Source organism: Duganella sp. 1411 (genome assembly GCF_017833525.1).
Taxonomy (GTDB): domain Bacteria; phylum Pseudomonadota; class Gammaproteobacteria; order Burkholderiales; family Burkholderiaceae_D; genus Rugamonas.
On record NZ_JAFICD010000010.1, the window covers coordinates 191351 to 217455 of the forward strand.

General features: G+C 63.5%; 20 protein-coding genes. 7 read left to right on the forward strand and 13 right to left on the reverse strand.

Annotation, left to right across the window (positions count from 1 at the left end):
* The first annotated feature begins 39 nt into the window (after nucleotides 1-39).
* Entirely contained in the window at nucleotides 40-2151 is a 2112-nt protein-coding gene (locus tag JOD97_RS31265) for a S9 family peptidase (protein WP_209726706.1), read from the forward strand.
* A gap of 197 nt (nucleotides 2152-2348) precedes the next feature.
* On the opposite strand, the gene JOD97_RS31270 is transcribed toward JOD97_RS31265, so the two are convergent.
* The 5 genes from JOD97_RS31270 to JOD97_RS31290 all read right to left on the reverse strand — a co-directional run bounded on the left by JOD97_RS31270 (nucleotide 2349) and on the right by JOD97_RS31290 (nucleotide 8985).
* A complete protein-coding gene (locus JOD97_RS31270; RefSeq protein WP_209726707.1) occupies nucleotides 2349-3650 on the reverse strand; it encodes an MFS transporter in 1302 nt (433 codons plus the stop codon).
* Between the two features lie 112 nt (nucleotides 3651-3762).
* The gene (locus JOD97_RS31275; protein WP_209726708.1) at nucleotides 3763-4473 is read right to left on the reverse strand and encodes a BON domain-containing protein; all 711 of its coding nucleotides are present in this window, start codon (nucleotides 4471-4473) and stop codon (nucleotides 3763-3765) included.
* A 151-nt stretch (nucleotides 4474-4624) separates the two neighbouring features.
* Complete coding sequence (locus JOD97_RS31280) at nucleotides 4625-5344, reverse strand: hypothetical protein (protein ID WP_209726709.1); 720 nt, start codon at nucleotides 5342-5344, stop codon at nucleotides 4625-4627.
* A gap of 173 nt (nucleotides 5345-5517) precedes the next feature.
* Nucleotides 5518-7218 carry a hypothetical protein gene (locus JOD97_RS31285; protein ID WP_209726710.1) on the reverse strand — a complete coding sequence of 567 codons (1701 nt, stop codon included), beginning with the start codon at nucleotides 7216-7218 and terminating at the stop codon, nucleotides 5518-5520.
* Between the two features lie 51 nt (nucleotides 7219-7269).
* Nucleotides 7270-8985 (reverse strand): serine hydrolase, encoded by a 1716-nt coding sequence (locus JOD97_RS31290; protein WP_209726711.1) that lies wholly within the window; start codon nucleotides 8983-8985, stop codon nucleotides 7270-7272.
* Nucleotides 8986-9248: 263 nt separating this feature from the next.
* On the opposite strand from JOD97_RS31290, the gene JOD97_RS31295 reads away from it, so the two are divergent.
* On the forward strand, nucleotides 9249-11669 hold the full coding sequence (locus JOD97_RS31295; protein WP_209726712.1) for an RHS repeat domain-containing protein: 2421 nt from the start codon (nucleotides 9249-9251) through the stop codon (nucleotides 11667-11669).
* Complete coding sequence (locus JOD97_RS31300) at nucleotides 11669-14002, forward strand: RHS repeat domain-containing protein (RefSeq protein WP_209726713.1); 2334 nt, start codon at nucleotides 11669-11671, stop codon at nucleotides 14000-14002. The genes JOD97_RS31295 and JOD97_RS31300 overlap by 1 nt, the downstream gene beginning before the upstream one ends.
* 638 nt (nucleotides 14003-14640) lie before the next feature.
* Here JOD97_RS31300 and JOD97_RS31305 read toward each other — a convergent pair.
* Complete coding sequence (locus JOD97_RS31305) at nucleotides 14641-15240, reverse strand: short chain dehydrogenase (RefSeq protein ID WP_209726714.1); 600 nt, start codon at nucleotides 15238-15240, stop codon at nucleotides 14641-14643.
* Between the two features lie 10 nt (nucleotides 15241-15250).
* On the reverse strand, nucleotides 15251-15853 hold the full coding sequence (locus tag JOD97_RS31310; RefSeq protein WP_373999983.1) for a short chain dehydrogenase: 603 nt from the start codon (nucleotides 15851-15853) through the stop codon (nucleotides 15251-15253).
* A 98-nt stretch (nucleotides 15854-15951) separates the two neighbouring features.
* On the opposite strand from JOD97_RS31310, the gene JOD97_RS31315 reads away from it, so the two are divergent.
* A complete protein-coding gene (locus JOD97_RS31315) occupies nucleotides 15952-16887 on the forward strand; it encodes a LysR family transcriptional regulator (protein ID WP_209726716.1) in 936 nt (311 codons plus the stop codon).
* A gap of 155 nt (nucleotides 16888-17042) precedes the next feature.
* On the opposite strand, the gene JOD97_RS31320 is transcribed toward JOD97_RS31315, so the two are convergent.
* The 3 genes from JOD97_RS31320 to JOD97_RS31330 are packed head-to-tail and all read right to left on the reverse strand — an operon-like array spanning nucleotide 17043 to nucleotide 21361.
* Complete coding sequence (locus tag JOD97_RS31320; protein ID WP_209726717.1) at nucleotides 17043-18497, reverse strand: efflux transporter outer membrane subunit; 1455 nt, start codon at nucleotides 18495-18497, stop codon at nucleotides 17043-17045.
* Nucleotides 18498-18539: 42 nt separating this feature from the next.
* Nucleotides 18540-20168, reverse strand: coding sequence for a DHA2 family efflux MFS transporter permease subunit (locus JOD97_RS31325; RefSeq protein WP_209726718.1), 1629 nt, complete (start codon nucleotides 20166-20168; stop codon nucleotides 18540-18542).
* An 11-nt stretch (nucleotides 20169-20179) separates the two neighbouring features.
* Complete coding sequence (locus tag JOD97_RS31330) at nucleotides 20180-21361, reverse strand: HlyD family secretion protein (RefSeq protein WP_229264853.1); 1182 nt, start codon at nucleotides 21359-21361, stop codon at nucleotides 20180-20182.
* Between the two features lie 130 nt (nucleotides 21362-21491).
* Here JOD97_RS31330 and JOD97_RS31335 point away from each other — a divergent pair, with 130 nt between their 5' ends.
* Together JOD97_RS31335 and JOD97_RS31340 are read left to right on the forward strand one after the other, a co-directional pair.
* Nucleotides 21492-22205, forward strand: coding sequence for a TetR/AcrR family transcriptional regulator (locus tag JOD97_RS31335; protein WP_209726720.1), 714 nt, complete (start codon nucleotides 21492-21494; stop codon nucleotides 22203-22205).
* A gap of 54 nt (nucleotides 22206-22259) precedes the next feature.
* The gene (locus JOD97_RS31340) at nucleotides 22260-22442 is read left to right on the forward strand and encodes a hypothetical protein (RefSeq protein ID WP_209726766.1); all 183 of its coding nucleotides are present in this window, start codon (nucleotides 22260-22262) and stop codon (nucleotides 22440-22442) included.
* Nucleotides 22443-22557: 115 nt separating this feature from the next.
* On the opposite strand, the gene JOD97_RS31345 is transcribed toward JOD97_RS31340, so the two are convergent.
* Entirely contained in the window at nucleotides 22558-22854 is a 297-nt protein-coding gene (locus JOD97_RS31345) for a TfoX/Sxy family protein (RefSeq protein ID WP_209726721.1), read from the reverse strand.
* A gap of 32 nt (nucleotides 22855-22886) precedes the next feature.
* On the reverse strand, nucleotides 22887-23546 hold the full coding sequence (locus tag JOD97_RS31350; RefSeq protein ID WP_209726722.1) for a thiol:disulfide interchange protein DsbA/DsbL: 660 nt from the start codon (nucleotides 23544-23546) through the stop codon (nucleotides 22887-22889).
* 122 nt (nucleotides 23547-23668) lie between these two features.
* Here JOD97_RS31350 and JOD97_RS31355 point away from each other — a divergent pair, with 122 nt between their 5' ends.
* Complete coding sequence (locus JOD97_RS31355) at nucleotides 23669-24976, forward strand: M20/M25/M40 family metallo-hydrolase (protein WP_209726723.1); 1308 nt, start codon at nucleotides 23669-23671, stop codon at nucleotides 24974-24976.
* 125 nt (nucleotides 24977-25101) lie between these two features.
* On the opposite strand, the gene JOD97_RS31360 is transcribed toward JOD97_RS31355, so the two are convergent.
* Entirely contained in the window at nucleotides 25102-26013 is a 912-nt protein-coding gene (locus tag JOD97_RS31360) for a LysR family transcriptional regulator (protein WP_209726724.1), read from the reverse strand.
* Nucleotides 26014-26105 lie beyond the last annotated feature (92 nt).

Consider the following 26105-nt stretch of genomic DNA (forward strand, 5'->3'; position numbering starts at 1 on the left):
TGGCCAATATCGTCGTTTCGTCTTTTTAGCGACCCCGCCATGACCATGCCGCGCCTCACCATTACCGCCCTCCTCCTTTGCGCCGCGCTCGGCGGCCACGCCCTCGCGGCCGACATCGCCGCCACCAAACACGCGATCACCCACGAGGACGTGTGGCTGATGAAACGGATCGGCGCACCGACGCCCAGCCCGGACGGCAAGTGGGCCGTGTTCAGCGTCACCGACCCGGCCTACGACAGCAAGGAACAATGGTCGGACCTGTGGATCAAGTCGCTGACCGACGACACGCCGGCGCGCCGCCTGACCTTCAGCAAGGGCGGCGAAAGCGCCGTCAACTGGTCGCCCGACAGCCGCCAGCTGGTGTTCGTGGCCAAGCGCGACGGCGACGACGCCGGCCAGCTGTACCGCATCGACGTGGCCGGCGGCGGCGAGGCGCAGCGCCTGACCACGCTGACCTTGGGCGCGCGCCAGCCGAAGTTCAGCCCGGACGGCAAGCAGCTGTTGTTCGTCAGCGATATCTTCCCCGGCACGGCCGGCGAGGAAGACATCAAAAAGGTCGCCAAGGAACGCAAGGACCGCAAATACACGGCCCGGGCGTACGAGAGCTTCCCGCCGCGCTTCTTCGACAAGTGGCTCGACGACAAGCAGGTGCGCCTGTTCGTGATGGCGGCGGCGGTCGACGCCAAGCCGCGCGATTTGCTGTCGGGCACCCGGCTGGCGGCGCTGCCGGGCTTTGGCGGCGGCCAGGGCGACGAGGGCCAGACGCTCGACGCGATCTGGTCGCAGGACGGCAAGGCCGTGGTGTTCTCGGCCTCGATCAACCGCGACGAGGCCGCGCGCGCGTCCGGCTACACGCAGATTTTCTCGGTGCCGGCCGCCGGCGGCGAGGCGGCGCAACTGACCCAAGACAAGCGCAGCTACCACGCGCTCAAGTTCAGCAAGGACGGCAAAACCTTGTTCAGCCTGACGGAGGCGGAGGAGCCGGGCCAGGTCTACGACGTCAGCCGCCTGGCCAGCTTCGCCTGGCCGATGGTCGACGCCAAGCCGACCGTCCTGACGGCGTCGCTGGACCGCTCGATCTCGCGCTTCGCCTTGCCGGACGGCGCGCGGCGCGTGGTGTTCAGCTTCGAGCACGCCGGCCTCGAGCAGCTGCATTCGATCGACTACGCGGGCGGCGAAGTGCGCGCCGAAGCATCGCCGCCGACCGGCGCCATCGGCGCGCTCAACGCCGGCGGCAAGGCGGTGGTGGGCGTGTGGGAATCGGCCATCAACCCGCCGGAGGTGTACGCCTTCGGCAACGGCGCGCCCAAGCGGCTGACTTCGTTCAACACCGAGCGCGCCGCCGCGATCGACTGGCAGGCGCCGGAACACTTCTGGTTCAAGGCCAGCGACGGTCGCATGATCCACAACATGATCGTCAAGCCGGCCGGCTTCGACCCGGCGAAAAAATATCCGCTGTTCGCCGTGATCCACGGCGGCGCGGCCAATATGTGGCGCGACCAGTTCGTGCTGCGCTGGAACTACCACCTGCTGGCCCAACCGGGCTACGTGGTGCTGCTGACCGACTACAAGGGCTCGACCGGCTACGGCGAGGCATTCGCGCGCGCGATCCAGGGCGATCCGCTCAAGGGCCCGGGCGACGAGGTCAACGAGGCGGTCGACGAGGCGGTGCGCAGGTATGGTTTTGTCGACGGCGGCAAGCTGGCGGCCGGCGGTGCCAGCTACGGCGGCCACCTGGCCAACTGGCTGCAGGCGACCACCACGCGCTACAAGGCGATCGTGTCGCACGCAGGCGAGATGGATCTGGTGATGCAATGGGGCACCAGCGACAGCATCTTCGGGCGCGAGGTCAACAGCGGCGGGCCGGTGTGGGGCAATTTGCCGGTGTGGCGCGAGCAAAGTCCGGTGATGCAGGCCGGGAACCATGAAAAGGGAACGGGTTTTAAAACGCCGATTTTGATCTCGGTGGGCGAGCTCGATTACCGCGTGCCGGCCAACAACGCCTTGATGAATTTCGCCACGCAGCAGCGCTTGAACGTGCCCAGCAAGCTGCTGGTGTTCCCGGATGAGAACCATTGGATCTTGAAGGGGGATAACAGCCGGTATTTCTACAGCGAGGTGCACGGCTGGCTGGCGAAGTATCTGAAGTGAGGCGTTTCGTGGTACCGGGCCCACCCTTGCCTGCGCCGACCACGGTGACACGTAGGGCGGATTAGGCGGAACGCCGTAATCCGCCATGAGCCGTCGACGGCGCTTGGCGGATTACGCTGCGCTAATCCGCCCTACGTATCTCCTCGTGTGATCGGCATTTCGTGGCCATGGTCTTACCGGGCTACGCCAACACCGTATCACGCCGCCGCTTTGACATCCGCCACCACCGCCACCGCCGGCCGCCGTATCAACAAAATAATCCCGGCCGCGACCAGGCACGCCGCGCCGGCCGCGAACAGCGCCGGGTTATACGTCAGCATCAAGGTGCGCACGCGCCCCGCCCCCCACGCCGCCACCGCCGCGCCCAGCTGGTGGCCGGCGAACACCCAGCCGAACACCATGCCGGCCTGCTCCTTGCCAAAGGTCGACGCCACCAGCCGCACCGTCGGCGGCACCGTGGCGATCCAGTCCAGGCCGTAAAACATGGCGAACAGCGATAAGCCGTAGAACGTGAACTCCGAATACGGCAGCCAGAACAACGACAGCCCGCGCAGCCCGTAATACATAAACAGCAGCTTGCGGTTGTCGTAGCGGTCCGACAGCCAGCCCGAGCCGATCGTGCCGACCAGGTCGAACGCGCCCATCATCGCCAGCACCGACGCGGCCGGCACGGCGGCCAGGCCGGCGTCGCCGCACAGCGAGATGAAATGCGTCTGGATCAGGCCGTTGGTGCTGAGGCCGCAGATGAAGAAGCTGCCGAACAGTATCCAGAACACGCGGTTGCCGGCGACGCCGGCGAGCACCTTGAACGGCGTGGCGAAAGTGACGCGCATCGGCGGCGCCGGCGGCGCGACTGCCGTGCCGGGTGCGGCGCCGTACGGAACCAGGCCGAGCTCGTTGGGCCGGTTGCGCATCAGCAGCAGCACCAGCACGGCGACCAGCGCGCAGGCGGCGAACACGGGAATGACGGCCATGCGCCAGCCGAAGTGCTCGATCAACCAGGCGCCGACCGGCAGGAAGATCAGCTGGCCGGTGGCCGAACTGGCCGTGAGCAAGCCGACCACCAGGCCGCGGCGGCTGTCGAACCAGCGGTTGGAGACGACGGCGCTGAGCACCAGCGCGGTCATGCCGGAGCCGACGCCGAGCATGATGCCCCAGAACAGCACCAGGTGCCAGAACTGCGTCATCCGCGTGGCCAGCGCCATGCCGGCGCCCACCAGCGCCAGCGCCGTGACCACCACCTGGCGCAAGCCGAAGCGCTCCATCAGGATGGCGGCAAACGGTCCCATCAGCCCGAACAGCACGAAACGCACCGCCAGCGCCGACGAGATCTGTCCGACGTCCCAGCCGAACTCCCTCGACAGCGGCTGCAGCAGCGCGCCCGGCAACCCCAGCGCGGCCGACGACGTCAGCCCGGTCAGGAAGGTGACGGCGACGATCACCCACGAATAATGCAGGCCGCGCCGCCGCAGCCAGTTGGACAGGGATAGTGCGAACATGGGGCTCCTTGCGATGACGACGACGTGCGGATGGCCATTTTAAATTACGATCATCATCAATGCAAGCGAAAGAAAGGGGCCGGCGGGCGGCCCCTATCAGCGTGACGGCTGCTTACTTGATGCGCAGCGAGTTCTTCACATCGGTGACGCCTTTGACGTTGCGGGCGACATCAACCGCTTTGTCGGCCTCGGCCTGCGACGGCACGAAACCGCTCAGCACCACGGCGCCATTGTTGGTTTCCACTTTAACGTCCAGCGATTTGAGCGCCGGCTCGGCCATCAGTTCGGTTTTGACCTTGGTGGTGATCACGGTGTCGGCGACGGCATCCTTGGCCAGCTCGGTTTTCGAGCGCGCTTCGCACGAGGCCTTGTCGGTGCCGGTCATGGCGCTGCAATCGATGCCGGTCTGGGCGACGTCGGCGGCATCCTTGCCGGCCTTGGCGGCGTTGACGGCGGCGACCTTCTGCGACTTGGCGGTGCTCAGGCAGCTATCCTTGGCGTTGCCGTCGAGCGCGTCGCATTTTTCCTTGGCCAGGTCGTACTGGGCGTCGGCCACGTCGATGCGGGCCTTCTCGATCGATTTCTTATCGTTCTTGTACTGCATCGTGGCGTTGGCCTCGGCCGTCGCGCGGGCGACCTTGGCCTGTTCCTGACAAATATCCTTGGCGTTGCCGGTCTGCGCGTCACAAGCGGCCTTGGCGGACTTGTAATCGTTGGCGGCCTTGTCGGTCGCCGCCTTGTAGGCCACCGTGTCGTGGGCTGGGGTGGCGGCGAAACTGGCGCTGGCGGCACCGGCCAGGATCAGGAAGAGAAGCTTGTTCATGATGTGTCCCTTTGTTGTGGTGGTTGGTGGACACATTAAACGCCCGCTGCAGAGAAACCTCTGTGCGGAAACGAACAGAGTTGGTGAATCGCTACTTATGGTCTATGGATGGCGCCCGCGTGGCTACGCGGTCGCTAGTGTTGCGGATTGATCAGCGTCCTGCCAGCCGTTGCGACCCAGCCTGCTCGCCGGTGGCCATCAAGCCCTGGCGCCACACGCTGCCGGCCTGTTCGAACAATGGCAGCCCGGTGTCGAAAACCGCGCCGCTCTGCGCCAGTTGCAGCCATGGCATGGTGCTGTGGGAGGCGCCGGCGCTGGCCGCCGACGGTGCGCGCACCTTGCGCATCCAGTCGGCCACGGCGGCGTACTGCTCGGGATGGCGCTGCTGGACCCAGGCCAGGGCGGACAGGTCGGCGAAGCCCTCCTCGCGGCGGGTTTCCTCCAACTCCTGCAGTTGGGCGTGATCGTGCGCGGCCTCGCCGGCGTTTTCCTCGAAGCCGGCCGGCAGCGCGTGCCACACGCCCTGCGCGTAACGCCAGCAGTGGCCGATCTCATGGGCCACCATCGCCTCGATCATCAGCGTCCGTTGCGCCTCGGGCACGGACGCCAGGATCTCCTCGGGGTTGCTGCCGTTGCGCATCGTCAGCACCAACTTGCAGCGTCCGTCCTGAAAACCCAGCGCCAGCGGCACGTCGGTCGGCTTGCCGGTGGGCTGGACGATGATGTCGATCGGCAGCTTGAGTTCTTTCTTGGCGTAGGTCAGCACGGCCGAACCGGCGGTGAGCCAGCGGGTTTCCATGTCGGTCAGGCCGGCGGCGGAGGCCAGGCTGGAAGACAGTATCAGCAGGGAGGCAAGTATGCGCTTGATCATGATTAGGTTTCCTTGCGTCAACTTTATCACGGCACGGAAACTTTTATTGCCTCAAGGCATGAATTACCACAGTATTTTTCTACGTAGGCAGAATGTAATTATCGGTTTGGAAAGAGGGAGGCGGGACGTGCGGACACGGGGGCCGGGCGGCCCCCGTCGGGTGAGGTGAGTGCTTACTTGGCCAGCAGGCTATTGGCCGTCTTGAATTCCGGCCGGATATCGTTGGGGACGGCTTTCATTTTATCCAACGCTTTTTGGACGTCGGGACGGATGACGACATACTTGGTCATCATGTCCTTGGCGCGCGCGTAGTCGCCGGTGGCCTCGATGGTGAGGAATTCGCGGTCCAGGTCGGTCACGGCGGCCTTGATCTTCTTGAAGTCCACCGCGAACGTGCCGTCGCCGTGCGACACGAAACCGCCCTTGTCGAGCAGATAATTGACCTGGATCGCCATGCCGCGCGCGTGCGAGTCGGTCAGGCCGAAGTGCAGCGTGCGGAAGGCCGACGCCAGGAACGTCGTATACAGCTTGCGCTCGGCCGCCTCGCCCAGCCCCAGCGTGCCGGCCAGCTGGCCCTTGTCCATCATGTAGGCCAGCGCGTACAGGCCGGTGATGTCGGCCTTGGCCTCCTCGATGGTCGAATAGGTGTCCTTCAGGTCCTGGCGCGGCGTCGATTCCTTGCCGTCGGCCTTGGTGATGTGCGGCCCCAGGCCGTGCGTGATTTCATGCGCGAGGATGTGGGTAAAGAACGAGTCGAAGTCGACATCCTTCTGGTCCGCCGGCTTAAGCACCAGCTTGGAGATCGGCGTCAACGTCGACTTGAACTTGGCCTGCTGCACGTTCTTGAGCATCACGCGCTTGGAGCCGCGCTGGCTGATGATGCGCTCGTCGTTGGGCAGGTTGTAGGCGGCCGTCTGCACCCCCATGTTGCCGTCACCGGCGCCGTAGACCTGGTTGACCACCACCATCGGCGCGATGGCGCCGACCTTGGGATTGCGGTACTGCGCGTCGAGCGGCAGGTTGTCCTCCAGCTCCTGCATGTGCTTGGCGAAGAAGTCGAGCTTTTGCGTCTCCTTCTGGTCGCGGATGTTGACGTAGGCCTCGAACGCGGCCTTGTAGCCGAACAGCTCGTCGTTATAGGTTTCGTACGGGCCGATGGTGACGTCGACCGGCGCGTCCAGGTCCATCCAGGCGAAATCGGAAGCGAGGTAGTCGTTGCTCAGGAAGGCGTCGGCGCGCAGCTCGAGGAATTTCTTCAGCGACGCGTTGTCGGTGGCGGCGGCGGCCTGCTTGAGCAGCGCGGCGGCCTGCTGCAGTTCGGCCTTGTATTCGTCGGAGTATTTGACGGTGGTGAACTGGCCGTCGGCGTTGCGGCGGATCGCCGTGAAGAACCACTGCGCCTGCTCCTTGTCGATGGCCGGCAGGGCGTTCATCCAGGTTTCCAGCTGCGCCTTGCTGGCGTCGGCCGGATAGAAGTTGCCGCCCTCGGGCTTCTTGGCGGGGATCTTGATGCCGTCGATCTCGGCCGGCAGGAACGACTCGTGATCGTCCAGGATCGACCACGGCCCCTTGTTGAGCCAGAAGTAGCCCAGGCGGGCCTGGCCCAGCGGGCTCTTGTCCTTCTTCAGCGCGGCCCACAGCGCCTCGTTGCCGGCCCAGCGCTGGCGCAGCTGCAGCACGTCGATGATCTTGGCCGCCTCGATCAGTTTGGCGATGGCCTTCTTGTCGCCGGCGGAGAGTTTGGCGGTGTCGGCGGTCAGCGCGATCGGCGCGTACCGCTTGCTCATTTTGTTCAAGTCGGCCAGGTCGGCCGGCGCGGCGTAGGCGGCGGCGCAAGCGAGCGTCAACGCCAATGGGAGCAGGATTTTTTTCATTCGAACCTCGGGTGGAGTGAGGGTCACATTGTAATCCACCCTCAGCCCGCGCTACTTGGCCGGCGCGCCGGTGTTGGCGGCGGCCGGCGCGTTTGCCGCGCGCGTGGCGCGGATCGTCCGGCCGTCCTGATGCAGCGCCAGCGCCGTCACGGCGCCGGCCGCGTTACGCTCGAACTGCAGCTCGGCCGCCACCACATCCCAGGCGAAGCGGTCGGCCTTGCCCGGCACCGGAAACACCGGCAACAGCGGTTGCTGATCCAACCGCGCCGACAGTTGTCCGCCCTCGGCGCGCACGTCGAAATCGAGTTTGGGCGCGCCCTCGCCGTTCGACAGGTAATGCCCGGCATAGCGTTCCGCCGTGATGGCCTGGTCGAAGGCGAGCGCCGGCGCCGGCTCGGCCGTCCGCCGCGCGGGTATCTGGCCGCCGTGCTGGCGCAGCGTCATCGTCGCCACTTTTCCATTCTCGCGGCCGAACGTGAACTCGGCGCCGTATTGGGGTAGCGTGAAAACGTCGGGCGCGGCCGGCGTCAGCGCCGTAAAGCCCTGCCCCGTCAGGCGGCCGTACAGCTTTCCGTCCTGGACCACGAAGGTGAAGGCGATCTTCGCATCGGCCCGGAACACGCCGGCGTACTCCGGCAGCGCGGCCGCATCCAGCGCGATGCTGGTGTCGTTGATCGTGTAGCGCGCGGCCAGCACGTCGGCGCCGAAGGCGTCGGCGTTCGCCTCGGCGTTGCTGACCATGACGATCGCCGCCTGCCCCACGTCCGGCATCAGCAGCAGCTGCGAGCGATAGCCGCCGGTGCCGCCGCTATGGAAATAGGTGCGCCGCTCCGCCGGGCCGCGCATCATCAACGCGTAGCCGATCTGCCCGCCGTTCATGGGCGCCAGCGGCTGCAGCGCCCGCTCGGCGGCGGCGCCCAGCGGACCGCCGCGCCCCGCCATCAGCGCGCGGCCGAACGCCAGCATATCGGGCGCGGTCGAGCGCAGGCTGCCGGCGCCGGCGAACGCGTCGAAGTCCCACGGCGACGCCGGCGCGTCGCCGCTGAACGGTGGCGCCACGCGCACCCGCTCCGCTATCCGCTTCGGCAAATGTTGAAAGGTGTTGGACATGCCCAGTGGTTTGATGATGCGCTCGACGGCCAGCGTCTCCCACGGCTGGCCGTAGCGCAGCGACAGCAATTCGCCGAGCACCGCGAAACCGAAATTGCTGTACTCGACCGCGCACGGCGCGCGCTGCGGCTTGAGCGCGGACAGCTCGGCCAGCATCATCGCGCGGCTGTAGCCGGGGTAAGGATTGGCCGCGTTCAGATCGGGGAAATTGGCGGGCATGCGCGGCAGGCATGAGGTATGCGTGACCAGCTGGCGCAAGGTGATCGCGGCCACTTCCGGCGACAGCTTGAGCGCCTGCGGCGCCGGCAACAACGGCGGCAGCAGCTTGCCCAGCGTATCGTCCAGCGCGAAATCGCCGCGTTCGACCGCCTGCGCCAGCAACAAGCCAGTGAACACCTTGGTGATCGAGCCTATTTCAAACAGCTGGGAATCGCCTTCCGGTTCGCTGGCGACCGCCGCGCCCGCAGCGGGGCGCCGCAACTCCGCGTAAGCCGCCTTATCGTCGCGCCACAGCCCGACCGCGATGGCGCCCGGACGGCCGCCCAGCAAGGCGCGCGCGATGGCATCGGGCGGGCTTTGCATGCCCAAGGGCGCCGAAGCGGCAAGCGCGTAGAGCGGCGCGCAAAGAACCAGCAGACGAACCAGAGTTTTGAGCACGGCGATTTCTCACTGTCATTGGTGAAGCCGCAGCATACGCGCTTTGGAATGGCCCAAATCTCACTGATTGTCACAACATGAACCCCAGGGCCCAGACTTTCAAGATTGATAATAATCAGACAATTTTTCTTTAAATAAGATGACTAATTATTAATCAATGTGGAATATTTATTGAAATTTAGACTATGCGTGCGTCTGAGATTGGAGATGCAAACGATCCAGTCAACAACATGGCTGGCCGACCGTAGTTTAAAGGAAGCAACATGCTAAAAATAAACAAAATCTTTAAAACAATGCCCCGCGTTACGATGGAGGTCACAACTCTTAATTTAATCCGCGAAATATTTATCTTGTCCATTGCGTTGCCAACACCCTCCATGGCCGCCGAAGGAACTATTGGGTGGAGTTATTTAAATGAACCGGTTGCAGGCTATAAGCTGCTATACGCGCCGAGTCCGATGAGCGCGTGCAGCAATACCGCCTTTCGCGGCTGGAGCGGAATCGTCGGGATGGACCCGATGGGCGGCTCTGGCACCGGCTACCACTGCAGGCTTAAACCGATTAGACCCAGCACCGCATATGCACACCAAATCATCGGCTACTCGTCTACCCATCTAGCGTGCAGCGCCGGCTATGTGGCCCGGTTTCCAGGAGTTTGCGTAAAAATTATTCGACATGCGGAACGCGCGATTCCCGCCGTCCCGCCACCCGCGCCAATCGAGTGCTCCGCCAGCAATCCAGGATTTACCATGGGTAATCCCGTGATATTGGTGACCGGGACGAAAATACAGCAAGAGCACGATATCGGCGCAAATCAATGGGGCACACTTGAAATCGGCCGCACGTATCGTTATACCCGCGATCCCGTCGACGCCCCGACGGCTGGTTCACTCTGGTCGTTCTCATTTGAGCGGCAATTTTCGGCTACGGACGCGGTGGCGGGAGCTTCGCCGTCCGGAATAACGATCACGCGCGGCGATGGCAGTTCGATTAAGTTCAATAAAATCGGGGCGACCTACGTGGCGGATATGGCCACGGCGGACACGCTCTATCCCCTTACGCCGCTGTACGATGAGTGGGCGTATAAAAGCGCCTCGGGCAAGCTTGAGCACTATAAAAAAATAAATTCCAGGTACCGGCTCGTTAGCGTGATCAACAAAGACGGGAGTGGAAACCACTTCTCCTATGATGGCGATGGAAAGCTGAGCACAATCAGCGATTCATTCGGCCGCACGCTCACGGTGGCATGGCAGGATGATTCCGCCATCGCGTCGATATCGTCGCCGGAATTTTCCGTGATCTATCAATATGATCAGCTGAAAAACGAGGACGGCGTCAAGGTGGGCGGCATGCAGCGCATCAGCAGCGTCCAGATCAACGACGCCGACGGCGTATCCCAAGGGATCAGGCAATACCACTACGGCGAAGGCTGGCCGGACTGGTTCTATCTGACGGGGATCAGCGACGAAAACAACGTCCGCTTCGCAACCTACGCCTACGACGCCGAAGGCCGCGTAACCCGCTCCGAGCACGCCGGCGGCGCCCAACGCTATGATTTTTCGTATCCCAACGACACCAGCCGGGTCGTCATCGATCCCATGGGCGGCGCGCGATCGCTATCACTGGCGCCCGTCGCCAATCAGCTGCGCGTCACATCGTTCAGCCAACCCGGCGGGGCCGGCTGCGGACCCGCCGCAAGCGCCTATACCTACACCGCCAAAGGCCTGTTGCAAAGCCGATCCGACTTTAACAACGTCAAAACGTGCTTTACCTACGACGCCGCGCGCCAGTTGGAAAGCAGCCATATCGACGGCATTCCAGCTGCGGCCGCATGCCCGGCGGCGGGCGGCGCACCGGGCGCGGGTCAGCGCAAGGTCAGCAGCAAATGGCATCCCGATTGGGCGACGCCAGTAACGGTGGCCGAGCCGCTGAAGATCACCCACTATATCTACAATGGGCAGCCGGACGCCGACGGCGGTATCGCGTCCTGCGGCGACGGCGGGACGTTGCCCGATGGTGAACCGATCGCCGTCCTTTGCAAAAAAATCGAAAGCGCGACCACCGATGTGAATGGCGCGGCGGGCTTCGATGCGGTCAAGACGGGCGCTCGACGGGTAAGCACCTACTCATACAATCGTTTCGGCCAGATGTTGTCGAGCACGTTATCGGGACGGGCGGGAAGCGGCGGCGACACCACGCGCTATGAGTATTACAGCGAGACGACATCCGGCCACACCCGTGGCGACCTGGCAAAAATCACCGGCCCCACCGGGCAAATTCGCGAGTTCCTCGAATACACCTTTTCCGGGCTGGCGACCAGGATCAACGAGCCCAACGGCCAGTTGGTCGAACTGTCCTACGACGCCAGGCAGCACCTGACTCGCCGCGTGGTCAGCGCCTCCGGCGTGGGCGAGCAGACAACCGGATATTACTACGACCTGGTTGGGCAACTGACCGGGGTCGACCTGCCCGATTCTTCCCACATCGCATACCACTACGACGATGCGCATCGGCTAACCGGCATCACGGACGGCCTGGGAAACACGGTGCGCTACTCGCTCGATCCGATGGGCAACCGCGTGCGAGAAGAAGTCCTCGACGCCACGGGAAAACCGGCGCGCCAAATCGTGCGAATTTATGACGCCCTGAACCGTGTCCAGGCTGTGACGGAAGGAGAACTGTGATGGAACCACTCGCCCATTTCACGCTTTCCAGGCTCATTCTGCTTGCCGCGGTGGTTTTCGGGCTGGCAGCACTTTGCGGCAGCGCGCTTGCGCAAACGCCGCGGTCGTCCACCACCCGCTACGAGTACGACGCGAACGGCAACGTCACCCGCATCGTCGATCCGCTGGGCCGCGTCACGGTCCAGCGCTACGACAGCTCGAATCGCCTGGTCCAGCAGGTGCTCCCATCGCCAATGGCGGGGGCGCCGCAACCGGTGATCGCCTATGGTTACGATGCGCAAGACCAGCTCAACCGCGTGACGGATCCGCGCAATCTGGTGACCCAGTACACGGTCGACGGCTTGGGCAATCAGACGGCGCTGGCCAGTCCGGATTCCGGCGTCACGACCAGAACCTTCGACGCGGCGGGCGACCTCGCGTCGTCGAAAGACGCGCGCGGGCAGCAGACAACCATCGACCACGACGCCCTGGGCCGGATCACCCGCATCGCCTACGCCAGCGGCACCCCGAGCATCTTTGAATATGACGCGGGATCGGCCGGCGCCATCGGCCACCTGAGCAAGATGACCGACGAATCGGGGCAGACCAGCTATATCTATGACAATGCCGGACGCCTGGTCAGCAAAAACGTCTCAATCGGCAGCGGCGCCGGGCAGAGGAATTTCGCCGTTGGCTACACTTATGGCGCGAGCGGCCCCGCCAACGGGAAAGTGGTCGACATCGCCTACCCCAGCGGCAACCACGTCGCCATCGAATATGGCGTTGACGGACGCGCATCGGGCATGTCGTTGCTCAAGGCCGGCGCCACGACGCCCGTTGTGTTGGTGAGCGAAATTCAATACCACCCTTCGGGCGCGGTGCAGTCCTGGACATGGGGAAATAGTACGGCGGCGGTACCGAACCGCTATTTCCGCGAGTTCGATTTGCAAGGCCGCATCACGCGCCTCCCGTTTGGCAATATTCTTAACGGCGGCGTCATTCGAACCATCACCTACGATGCCGCCGGGCGCATCACCAAAACCGAACATGTCGGCAGCGGCCAGCCTGGGGATTTGGCGGCGAACCTCAATCAAAGCTATGGCTATGATGATCTGGATCGGCTGACCAGCTTTAGCGGCAACGGCACCTCCGCGCGCTATCAATACGACGCCAGCGGCAATCGCATACAGTTGGCCTATGGCGGGCAGACCTTCACCAATACGATCAGTCCGACCAGCAATCAATTGCAAAAGACGACCGGTCCTGTGGCAAGCAAACTCAACATTTATGATGCGGCGGGCAACCTCGCCAGCGACGGAGCGATCAACTATTTCTACAATGCGCGAGGCCGGTTGCAGTCAGTGCGATCTGGTTCGGTCACCGGCACATACCTGCATAATGGGCTGGATCAGCGGGTATTAAAGATAGTCAAGATTGGCTCATCCGCCAACTCCTTCGACGAAACAACGCACTTCGTCTACGACGAGCTCGGCCAATTAATAGGCCAGTATGACGGAACACTCATTGAGGAAACCATATATCTTGGAAATATTTCGATCACTATATTAAAAAGCGCGGCCGCAAGCGGACCCGCGAGTTCCGGCGTATATTACATTCACAATGACCAACTAAACACCCCCCGCCTCATAACTCACTCGGCAGACAATCATATCGTTTGGCGGTGGGACCTGACTGATCCGTTTGGAGCATCGTCGCCTAACGAAATGTCGCAAGGACCGAGTAGATTTTCTTACAACCCACGTTTTCCAGGTCAATATTATGATAAGGAAACCAATCTTCACTACAACGCCTATCGTGACTATGATCCCCAAACAGGACGGTATGTGCAGAGTGATCCAATAGGGCTCTACGGTGGCATCAACACTTATAGTTACGTCGATGGAAATCCGCTAAACGCCGCAGACCCGCTCGGATTGTCGAAAATTATATTCTTGAGCAAAAATGATTCAAGTTATGCATCCGCTGTGACCGCTAAAGACGATCCAGAGACTTGTATCATTTTCTCGCATGGCAGCAATAAAACCGTCAACCGCATGAATGCCGCGCAGTTGAACAAAGCGATTACGGCGAAAGGTTGCAAGCCAAAACAGCCAGTGAAGCTGGATGCTTGCAGGACTGGCGAAGGGAACGATTCGATTGGCGAGCAATTGGCAAATTTAAGGCACAACACAGTGATCGCTCCGGATCAACCAGTCTGGGATACTTGGTGGGGGAGCTCGCCGTATCCACCTTTGAGCGAGGACAAGAATTCTGATTGGAATCACGTGCCAAACCTGGGCAAGCCTGGAAACTGGATAGTGTTTCCTGGCACAAAGAAATCGAAAGGAAATTAGATGCGTTTGCTTACTGTTATTTTGCCAATTTTAACTATAGGATGTTCCCCCAATCGCGCCCCGGACCCCGGTTTCACGCTAAGCACGGGGATTTCAGTAGTCGGTTCCGGAGGGTGCGACCCTTCACGGATTGGGAAAAATTCCACCATTATTAAGAATGAAACTGGATATGTCATAGAAGTGCCAGACGCATATATTTGTCGAAAGGAAGATGAGTCTGGCTTTCTTAGCCTGACCCGCAATCACAAGGCAACGCTGACACTTGGCAATTCATCGTGTGAATGTGCACGTGCGATAAAGGTGAAAATAGAAAGGAGATTAGAGTCGGGTGACACGCTTTACATTTTGAATGGCGGCGAGGTATCCGGCCATCTCTTGGTTCCATAGGGACACTAAAAACGCCAACTGTTTAAACAAGCGCAATTAACTTGACTTGCGTCCACGACAAATGGAGGAGATCAGATAGAGCAACTCAAAAGGTCGCTGTACTGGCCGGAGGGAACCTCCCATCCACGAAGGTTGCGCGCGGGCATCAGACAAGGGTGCAAGTGGGAGAGGCGCGGCAGAGGTCGATATTTCAAAAAAAACCGGCGCCATCCTGCGAGTAATTGACGGCAAGTGAGCAAGGTTGACGACCACTACCAGGCTTGGTACACCTGCCCCGTCTGGGCGCCATCGACGCTGCGCGCATACGCCAGCGCCGCGCGCTTACCTGCGATCGGTTCGAAGCCGATGAACAAAGGCCCGAACACCCGCATCGATTCCTCCAGCACCGTCGGACTGACGACGTTGATGCGCAGGCCGCGCGGCAGCTCGATCGCCGCGCCGCGCACAAACCCCACCACCGCCGCATTCGCCGTGCTGGCCGCCACCGCGCCGCGTATCGGATGATCGGTATCGACGCCGCTGGTGAGCGTGATCGATCCGCCGTCGTTCAGATAATCCCGCGCCGCCAGCGCCACGTTCACCTGCCCCATCAACTTGCTGGCCAGGCCCACGTGGAAATGCTCCGGCGTGAGCTCATCGAACGGCCCCACATGCAGCGCGCCGGCGGCCACCACCACCGCGTCGACCTTGCCGACCTGCGCGAACATCGCCCGCACCTGGGCGATGTCGGCGATGTCGGCCCGATAGCGCCCGCTGCGCGTGCCGACGCCGACGATCTCATGGCGCTGTCCCAACTCCTCGACGACGGCGGAACCGATGGTGCCCGTGGCACCGATCACGATCACTTTCATAGCGTCCCCTTCACCAGGCGCGATAGACTTGGCCGGTCTGGGCGCCGTCGACGCTGCGCACATACGACAGCGCCACGCGCTTGCCCGCCACCGGCTCGAAGCCGATGAAGAACGGACCGTAGCTGTCCATCGATTCCTCCAACACCGTCGGGCTGACGGCATTGATGCGCAGGCCGCGCGGCAGCTCGATCGCGGCCGCCCGCACAAATCCCTCCACCGCCGCGTTGACCATCGTTGCGCTGGCGCCGTTGCGGATCGGCTGCTCCGCCACGATGCCGCTGGTGAGCGTGATCGAACCGCCGTCGTTCAGATACTCGCGCGCCACCAGCGCCACGTTCACCTGCCCCATCAACTTGCTGTTCAGGCCCACGTAAAACTGCTCCGGCGTGAACTCCGCCAGCGGCGCGAAATGCAGCGAGCCGGCGGCCACCACCACCGCGTCGACTTTGCCGATCTGTTCGAACGCCGCCCGCACCTGCGCGATGTCCGTGAAATCGGCTCGGTACTGGCCACTGCCGGCGCCCACCGTCACGATCTCGTGCCGCTTGCCCAGCTCCTCCACCACCGATTTGCCCACTGTGCCCGAGGCACCGATAACGACTACTTTCATGATCAACTCCTTGTCTGGTTAAGTGCAACCAGTATCGCGGCGATCACGTCGTGAATAAATGAGCTAATATTAAGATCATTACAAACACATAGTTAGCAATCGTGGACAAACTGCGCAGCATGGAAATTTTTGTCGCGGTGGTCGACGCCGGCAATTTCACGGCCGCCGCCAGCGCGTTCAACATCTCCCCGGTCATGGTGGGCAAGCACATCGCGCAGTTGGAGGCCACGCTGGGCGCGCGCCTGCTTACGCGCACCACGCGCCGCCAGAGCCTGACCGAGATCGGCGCGCAGTACGTCGACCGGTGCCGGGTCATCCTGGCGCAGATCGCGGCCGCCGAAACGGGTGCCGAGGCGATGCGCAGCGTGCCGCGCGGACGCCTCAAGATCACCGCGCCGGTCTCCTTCGGCACCGAATGGATCGCGCCGGCGATGACCGACTACCTGCGCCTGCATCCCGAGGTGAGTCTGGATCTGAGTTTGAGCGACCGCACGGTCGATCTGGTGGAGGAAGGCTTCGACGCCGCGATCCGCATCGGCCGGCTGGAGGATTCGACGATGGTGGCGCGGCCGCTGTTCGATTATGCGATGGCCATCTGCGCCAGCCCGGCGTATCTGGAGAAGCATGGCACGCCGCAGACGCCGGATGATCTGGCGCGGCACGAGTGCCTCGATTTCATGGCGTGGTCGCTCAACATGCGCTGGCGCCTGCAGGGGCAGACGGGCAACCGCAACATCGACGCCAGCCGCTTCCGCGCCAATAACGGCCAGGCGTTGCGCATGGCCGCGCTGCAGGATTTTGGCTTGGTGATGCAGGCGGAGGTGCTGCTCGCGCAGGATATCGCGGCCGGGCGGCTGGTGCAGGTGCTGTGCGACTATATGCCAACGGCGCGGCCGATGAATTTGGTCTATCCGCGCGACCGCCAGGCCACGCCGAAGCTGACCACTTTCGTCGACTTCATCGTCGAGCGCTTCGGGCCGGCGTGGAGCCCGGCCACCGACCCAAAAAAATCCCGGGAAACACGTAGGGCGGATTAGGCGGAACGCCGTAATCCGCCATGCATGCGCCGTCGGCGGCTCATCGATGGCGGATTACGCGGTTCCCGCTAATCCGCCCTACGTGTCTCCGTAATCCTCGAACGCTCAGGGCCAGCGGCGCGGTGCCGCTGGCCTCATCGCGTAACCGTAAAAACTTAATTGGCCACCGCCGCCAGCCGCTCCGACGGCTGCCATCCAGCACCCAGCGCGCGCGCCACCGATACCGCCGCCAACAGGCGCTGCGTATTGATCTGCACCGCCGCCCGGTCGGCCGTCAGCGCGCTGCGCTGCGCGTCCGTCACATCCAGATAAGTCGACACCCCGCGCTCATAGCGCGCACGCGCCACCAGATATCCGCGCGCCGCCGCCACCTGCGATGCCGACTGCGCCTCGCCCTGCAACTGGCGCTGCTGCACATCCGACAGCGCGTCTTCCACTTCGCGCAAAGCCGTCAGCAGCTTGGTCTCGTGATTGGCGATGGCCTCCTCATAACGCGCCTTGGCGATGGCCAGATTGGCCTTGTTGCGGCCACCGTCGAAGATCGGCAGCGACAACGCCAACGGACCGGCGCTGAACTGGCGCGAACTCCCCTCGCCCAGCTTGCGCAGGTTCTCCGACGCGTAACCGAAGTTGCCGGTCAACGTCACCGACGGGTAGAACGCGCCTTCCGCCACGCCGATCTGCGCGTTGGCCGCGCGCAGGTTCGCCACGCTGCCCGCCAAATCCGGACGCTGCGCCAGCAGGCTGGCCGGCAGGCCCACCGGGATCGCCGGCGGCTGCGGCAGCACGGCGGGATTGGCGTTGGCTGCCGTCAGCATCGCCGACGGCGAGGCGCCCACCAGTGTCGCCAAACTGTGCTCGAGCAAATTGCGTTGACGCTGCACTTCCTGCAGATCGGCCTTGGCGTTGGCGTACTCGATGCGCGCGCGCGACACGTCCAACTCGTTCGACAGGCCGGCGTCGAAGCGCGCCGTCACCAGCTCCTCGCTTTCGCGGCGGGTATCGAGCGCGCCCTTGAGGATCGCGATCTCGGCGTCGAGGCCGCGCAGTTGCCAGTAGGTCGTCGCCAGTTGCGACGACAATATCAACAGCACGCCGTCGCGGTCCGCCTCGGCCACCAGCGCCTGCGCGTCGGACGCCTCCACCAGGCGGCGCACGCGGCCCAGCAGATCGAGCTCGTACGACATCGACGCGCCAACCGTGTAGTTGTTACCCTTGATCGAACGTCCGCCCAGCGCCAGCCCCTGCGACGTCTCCGCCGAGGTGCGCGAATTGGCCACCGACGTGTTCACGCTCAGCGACGGCTGCTGGCTGGCGCGGCTCACGCCGGCCTGCTCGAGCGCCTGCACCAGGCGCTGCGCGGCCGCCTTCACACTCGGATTGTCGCGCAGCGCGGTCTGCTCCAGGTTGTTCAGGGTCGTGTCGTTGAACACCGTCCACCACTGCGCCGGCAGATGCGCCTCGCTGGCGCCGGCCTGCGGCAGATGGCGGAACGACGTGTCGGCGACGTTCTTCGGCGCGGTGAAATCGCTGCCGACGGTGGCGCAACCACTGACGGCGAGCGTGACGGAGACAGCGAGCGTCAGGCGCTTCAAAGCTGTATTGAACATGGTGTTACCTCACAAATTAGTTAGTGTCGGCGCGCTTGAGCTTTAATGCGCGCCACCGCCGCCGCCACCCGAGGGGGCTTTGACTTTATCCGAGAACCACAGCACGCCGATGCACGCGAACAGCACCATGCCCACCAGGAAGAAGCCGTCGTTGTAGGCCATCACGTAGGCCTCGCGCCGCACGATGCCGTCGATCGCCTTGAGCGCCGTGTCGGCCGCCGCGCTGGGGTCCATGCCCTGGCCGATGAACGATTGCGTCATCGACGCCAACCGGTCCTGCGTGGCCAACGCGAAGTTGCTCACCGACTCGCCGAGGCGCTGCGAATGGAAATGCTCGCGCGTCGTCAAGGCCGTCGCCAGCAGCGCGATGCCGATCGAGCCGCCCAGGTTGCGCGTCATGTTGATCAGGCTCGAAGCCGACGGCATGTCCTTCGGCTGAATGCCGTTCATGGCGAAATTCGACAACGTCAGCATCACGAAAGGCTGGCCGAACGCGCGTACGATCTGCGACAGCAGCAGCTGGTCGTAGCCGGTGGTGGCGTCCATGTAGGCGTTCATCATGCACGAGCCGCCGAACAGCAGCAGCCCGAAACTGCACAGGATGCGGTTGTCGATCTTGGACGACAGCTTGGCGACGAACGGCATGATGAACAGCTGCGGCAAACCGGACCACATGATCACCTCGCCGATCTGCATCGGCGAATACCCGGCGATCTGGCCCAGGTACAGCGGCAGCAGGAACGACGAACCGTACAAACCCATCCCCATCGCCATCGACAGCGCGGTCGCGGCGAAGAAATTGCGCTGGCCGTACAGGCCCAGGTTGACGAACGGCTGCGGGCGCAGCGCGCTGTTGACCACCCAGCCAAGCAGGCCGACGATCGCCATCGCCGCGAAGGTGATGATGAAGGCCGAATCGAACCAGTCCTTGCTGTTGCCCTCTTCCAGGAAAATCGTCAGGCTGCCCAAGCCGAGCGCCATGAAGGCGATGCCCAGCCAGTCGGCGTTGAGCAGCAGCGACGCTTGCGTCTTTTCCTTGTCGAGGCCGAGCGCGATACCGCCGATCAGCAGCAGGCCCGGCACCCAGTTGATGTAGAAGATCGACGGCCAGCCATAGATCTCGCTCAGATAGCCGCCGAAGGTCGGTCCCATCGACGGCGCCAGCGTCGCGGTCAGGCCGAAGATGGCCATGCCGGTGGCGCGTTTCGACGGCGGCAGCTTGGTCATCACCAAGGTCATCGCCATCGGGATCAGCGCGCCGCCGGTGAAGCCCTGCAGCATGCGGAACACGATCATGCTTGGCAGGTTCCAGGCGAAGCCGCACAAGGTGGAAAAGCCCAGGAACAGCGCGGTGGTGCCCATCATGTAATTGCGCATGCCGAATACGCGCGTCAGCAGGCCGGTCATCGGGATGATGATGATCTCGGCCACCAGGTAGGCGGTGGCGATCCACGAACCCTCCTCCTGCGTGGCCGACAGCGTGCCGAGGATGTCCTTGAGCGACGAGTTGGTGATCTGGATGTCGAGCACCGCCATGAAGGCGCCCAGCATGCCGGCGGCGACGGCCATCCAGGTGCGGCCGGAGACCTTCTCGGCCGGCATGATGGGCGCTTGCGGCGGTGCCGCGCCGAGCGGCTTGCCGCCCGGCGTATCGATCGTGGTGCTGGCCATGAAGCGGCTCCTTAGTGCGCCGACACCGCGGACGGCGCGGCGGCGTGCGCCTTGTGCTCGTCCTTCTGGTTCACCGCCACTTCGGCGATGGCCGACATGCCCGGCACCAGGCGGCCGTTGAGGGCCTTGATATCCTCCGGCTTGAACACGATCTTGACCGGCACGCGCTGGACGATCTTGGTGAAGTTACCGGTCGCGTTATCGGCCGGCAGCAGCGCGAACTGCGCGCCCGACGCCGGCGCGAAGCTGTCGACGGTGCCCACCAGCTCCTTGCCGGGAATGGCGTCGATGCTCACTTTGACTTCCTGGCCCTTTTTCAGCTCGGCCAACTGGGTTTCCTTGAAGTTCGCGGTCAGCCACACGTTGTCCTGCACGATGGCGGTGATCTGCTGGCCGGGTTGCAAACGCTGGCCCACTTCGATGGTGCGCTTGCCGATACGGCCGCCGACCGGCGCCAGGATCTGGTTGTACGCCAGCTGCTGCTGCGCATCCTTGAGCTGCACGCGCAGCACGTCCACCTGGGCCTTGAGCACATCGCGCGCCGAGCGGGCGGCGGCGATTTGCGCCTTGGCGGCCGAGGCGCTGTCCTTGCGCGCGGCCAGGTCGGCCACCGCGCTGGCGCGGCCGGCGACGGCGGTGTCGAGCTCCGCTTTCGAGACGGCCTTCATCTGGCTGTTATACAGCTGGCCGTAACGCTCGGCGTCCTGGTTGGCGCGCACCAGCTGCGCCTGCGACTGCGCCACCTGCGCGGCCGAGGCGCTGGCCTGGGCCTGGGTTTGCGCGATCTGCGCCTCGGACTGCACCACCTGCTGCTCGGCCGACGCGATCTGCGCCTGGATCTGCTCGACCTTCACGCGCTGGTCGAACGGATCGAGTTCGGCGATCACATCGCCCTCGCGCACGATCTGGTTGTCGTCGATCAGCACCTTGGTCACCACGCCGGAAATGCGCGACGACACCGGCGTCACGTGGCCGGCCACGTAGGCGTTTTCCGTCTCGACGAAATAATGGCTGCGATACCACATGCGCCCACCGGCGGCCAGCGCGGCGATGGCGACCAGGCCGGCGATAACCAGCACTTTGCGGTTCGACTTGGCCGGACCGGCCGGCGCGGCGGCGGTGGCGGCTGGAGCGCCAGCGGCTGGTGCTGGTGGCACGGCGCTGAGCACTTTTTGTTCTTGTGGATTGGACATGTATTGCTCCGAGAGAATGAAATGGGATGGATGCATTATTCGCCTGTTCATTTGCAAAGTCAAGAAATGAAACGATTGCATTTCATTTTATTTTGGACTAGCATGCCGTCATTCGATATCATTAGCCGCCATGAAAATCACCGACCCACACGACATCGCGCCGGAAGCGCCGGATTGCCCGGACGAGGCCGTCACCGATCCGGCCTCGCCCTGTTACGGCAAGACCGCCGGGCGCCCGCGCGCGGCCGACAAGGAGGCGCGCCAACTGGCGCTGCTGCACACGGCCGCGCAACTGTTTTTGGAAAAGGGCTACAGCAAGGTCAGTCTTGAAATGATCGCGCGCGAGGCCCATGTGGCGGTACGCACGATCTACGTCAAGTTCGGCGGCAAGGCCGGGCTGTTGAGCGCCGTCATCAGCAAGGGGCGCGCGCGCTTCTTCGCCGACATGACCAGCATGGAGACGGACCCGCGCCCGCTGGAAGAGATCCTGAGCGACTTCTCGCTGCGTTTTCTGGAACTGGTGTCGCTGCCCTCGTTCGTCAGCCTGCACCGGATGGTGGTGGCCGAGGCCACCAGCACGCCGGAGCTGGCCGACACGTTCTACCAGGCCGGGCCGCGGCAATCGCGCGAGCAGTTGACGCGCCTGTTCGTCCGGCCGGAGATTCGCGCGCGGCTGCGGCCGGAGCTACCGCTGGAGCTGCTGGCGGTGCACCTGACCAACTGCCTGCTGGGCGACCACATGGCGCGCCTGTTGTTCCCCGAGGCGCGGCAGCCGACCACGGAGGAGCTGCGCCAACAAGCGGCGATGGGGCTCGATTTGTTCCTGCGTAGCGTGCTTCGTTAGACGCTGTGCAATTTTGCCGTTTGTTCTATACTTGTTTTTTCAATTGGAGCGCACATGAGCAAAATGAATCGACTGGACTGGAGCAAACAAGTAACGCTCATGAATGAGCGCATCAAGAATTTCCAGGCCAATCCTGGACAGGAGCAGCTGGACGCGGTGATCCAGGAATTGAAGGCCTACGCCGAAGCCGCGCGCACGGGCGGCATCGAAATCCCGACCCGCTTCACGGTCAATTAACTCCGGGGTCAGGTCCACCATTTCTACACGGGCTTGTCCGTAAACCGTCGGCGGTGCCTGGCGGATTACGGCGTTCCGCCTAATCCGCCCTACGTGTTTCCGTGGTTTCGCTGGATTACGCCGCCGCGGCGGCGATGGCCTTCTTCGCCCAGGCGAGGAGCTGCTCGGGATCGTCCATCAGGAACTCCGGCGCCGTGTAGAACTTGCGCACCAGGACAAGTCCCTTTTTGGTGGAATACGAAAACGGCTGCGCGCCGTGCGCTTCGAATTCGGCGCGCGTGCCGTCGCCGGCGCGCAGGTAAAGCGAATTACCCATCACCCAGGCAAACTGCTTGCCGCGCCAGCTGAACGCGCGTCCGCCGAAAAACACCGCATCGGACACGCCACCCAAAGGCGCGAATTGCTCGCGCATGTGGGCGACGAATTCAGCGCTGGCGCCCACCGTTATTTTTGCGACATCGCCACCAGCGCATCCAGCACCTGCAGCGTGGCCTGGTTCAGCTGCTGGCGCGGAATCTGACCGGGATTGCTGCCATCGACCATCGTCGGATTGGTCAGATAACGGCCGTTGACGATCAACGTCGGCGTGCTGTTGACCTCGTACGTGGCGGCCACGCGGCCAGCGTTTTTCAGGCGCGTGATGATCGCGAACGAGTTGTACACGGCCAGGAACTTCTGCTTGTCGATGCCGTTCTTGACGGCCCAGTTGATGTTGTCGTCATCGCTTTTCAGACGCTGGCGCTCGACGTGCCAGGTGCTCAGCACTTTGGCGTGCAGCGACTCTTCCAGCTTCATCGCCTCCAGCGTCAGGAACAGGTGCGCTTCCGGATCGTTCTCGCCGGTCAGCGGCAAGTGGATGCGGCGAAACACGATCTTGTCACCCTGCTTCTTCACCCATTCCAGCATCGCCGGTTCGAGCGCATAACACGCCGGGCAGTGATACATGAAGAATTCAATCACCTCGACTTTTTTGCCCTCGGCCTGCACCGGCTGCGGCGCCTTCAGGGTGGTGTACTCGGCGCCGTTCTTCGGCGCGGTGGGCGAGGCAAAGGCGGCACCGGCCATCAGGGCGGCAGCGGCGAAAACGAGTTTCAAGCGAAGCATGGTTATCCTTAAAAAAAAATCTGCAATCGGAATATACCAGCTTCCCGCGCCGCGCGGCGACCATGCCCGCCCAAAACCGCCCTAAGCTACAATTGCTAACAATTGAGCCACCCGGAACCCCCATGAAAATGAACCCGTTCGCCCTCGCCGCACTGACATTGTCACTGGCCGGTTGGAGCGCCGCCGGCGCGGCGCCGCTGTCACCCACCGAACAGCAAATCGTCGCCGAGGTCAAAGCCGGTTCGCCACAAGGGCTGCAGCTGCTGGAGGGCTCGGTCAACATCAACAGCGGCACGATGAACCACGAAGGCGTGCGCGCGGTCGGCCAGCTGTTTCGCGAGCAGTTCGACCAGTTGGGCTTTACCACGCGCTGGATCGACATGCCGCCCGCCGTGCAACGCGCCGGCCACCTGGTCGCCACGCGCGAGGGAAAGCAGGGCAAGCGCCTGCTGCTGATCGGCCATCTCGACACGGTGTTTGAAAAGGACAGCCCGGTGCAGCTGTGGAAGCGCGACGGCGACCGCGTGCGCGGCCAGGGCGTCAACGACATGAAGGGCGGCGACGTCGCCATCATCGAAGCGCTGCGCGCGCTGCACAAGGCCGGTGCGCTGGACGGCACCACCATCACCGTCATGTTCACCGGCGACGAGGAAAACGCCGGCGAGCCGATCGACGTCTCGCGCGGCGACATGGTGGCCGCCGCCAAACGCAGCGACATCGCCCTCGCCTTCGAAGGCACGGTGCGCGACAAGAACGGCAAGGACACCGGCACCATCGGCCGCCGCGCATCGTCGTCGTGGGACCTGGAGGTCAAGGGCAAGCAGGGACACACCAGCGGCATCTTCACAGAGGGCGCCGGCTACGGCGCGGTGTACGAGGCGGCGCGCATCCTCGACGGCTTCCGCCGGCAGGTCGTCGAGCCGGACCTGACCTTCAGCCCCGGCCTGATTTTGGGCGGCACAGACGTCGACGTCGACGCCACCGGCGCCAAGGGTCGGGCCGCCGGCAAGACCAACGTCATCTCCAGGGTGGCGACCGTCAAGGGCGACCTGCGCTACCTGAGCTACGAACAGCGCGACCGCGCGCGCGCCAAGATGCGCGCCATCGTCGCCGACAACCTGCCGGGCACCAGCGCCAGCATCGAGTTCCACGACGCCTATCCGCCGATGACGCCGACCGCCGGCAACATCGCCATCCTCAAGACGTATTCGCAGGCTAGCAGCGACGCCGGCCTGGGCGAGATCCCCGCCCTGCCGCCGGGCCAGCGCGGCGCCGGCGACATCCAGTTCATCGCGCCGCTGATCGACAGCCTCGATGGCCTGGGCGTGACCGGCAACGGCGCCCACTCGCCCGACGAGGATCTGGAAATCGCCTCGCTCGAACGCGCCACCATCCGCACGGCGCTGCTGATTTATCGGCTGACGCGCTGACCGCTCGTCTAAACACTCGTCTAAAACACGTAGGGCGGATTAGCGTAGCGTAATCCGCCAATGCATGCGTCTCGACGGCTCACGCATTGGCGGATTACGGCGTTCCGCCTAATCCGCCCTACGTGTCACCGATGCCCCGGCCGCGCCTCCAGCCCGTCGATATCCTTCATCAACGCAATCAAGCGCTTGGCGCCAAGCCCCAGCGGCCGATCATTGAGCCACACCACATCCACCCACAACCGCAACTGATTACTCATGCTGGCGAAGTCGATGCCGAGCAGCTCCCCATCCGCCACCAGCGGCGCCACCAGCCTACGCGGCAAAAAAGCCCACCCCAACCCCGCCTGCACCATTCCCAGCATGGCCAGATGACTATCGGTGCGCCACAACTTGCGCGACACCAGCACCCGCATATCCTCCTCGTGTGCCTCGCGGCTGACGATGGCGATCTGGCGCATGTCGACCAGATCCTCCAGCCGGAAATGACCGTTACGCTCCCGCGCCAGCGGATGGCGCGGCGAGATCACCGCCACCAGCACCTCGCTGCCCAACTCCTGGAAACTCTCGTGCTCGTCGACCTGTGGACGTTCGTAAAGCAGCGCCAGTTGCGCCGAGCCGTCGTGCAGCATGCGCCGCGCGTCCGCCTGCGGCGCCGACAGCACCTCCACTTCGAGCGACGGGAATTCGTCGGCCAGCCGCGCCAGCGGATCACCCCAAGCGGCCGACAGCAGCTCGGGCGCGATCGCCAGGGTCAGGCGCCGCTCCAGCCCCTGATGCAGCGACAGCGCGTGCGCCTGCAAACGGCGCAATTGACCGGCCATCTGCCGCGCCTCCGCTTCCAGCGCGCGCGCCATCTCGGTCGGCCGCGCATCGCGCGAACTGCGCTCGAACAGCTGCAGATCGAGTTCGGCCTCCAGATGCGCGATCGCCATGCTGACGGCCGACGGCACCCGTCCAAGCGCCCGCGCGGCGGCGGAAAAGGAACCGTGATCGATCACGGCAAGGAAAATCAAAACGTTATCGCTGGAAAAGGCCATGCCACATGCTGTCAGAAAAACTGATAGCTGTCGACTTTTTCAATCAGAAATACTCAAGTACGATGCATCTAATTGTTTTACAGGGAAATATC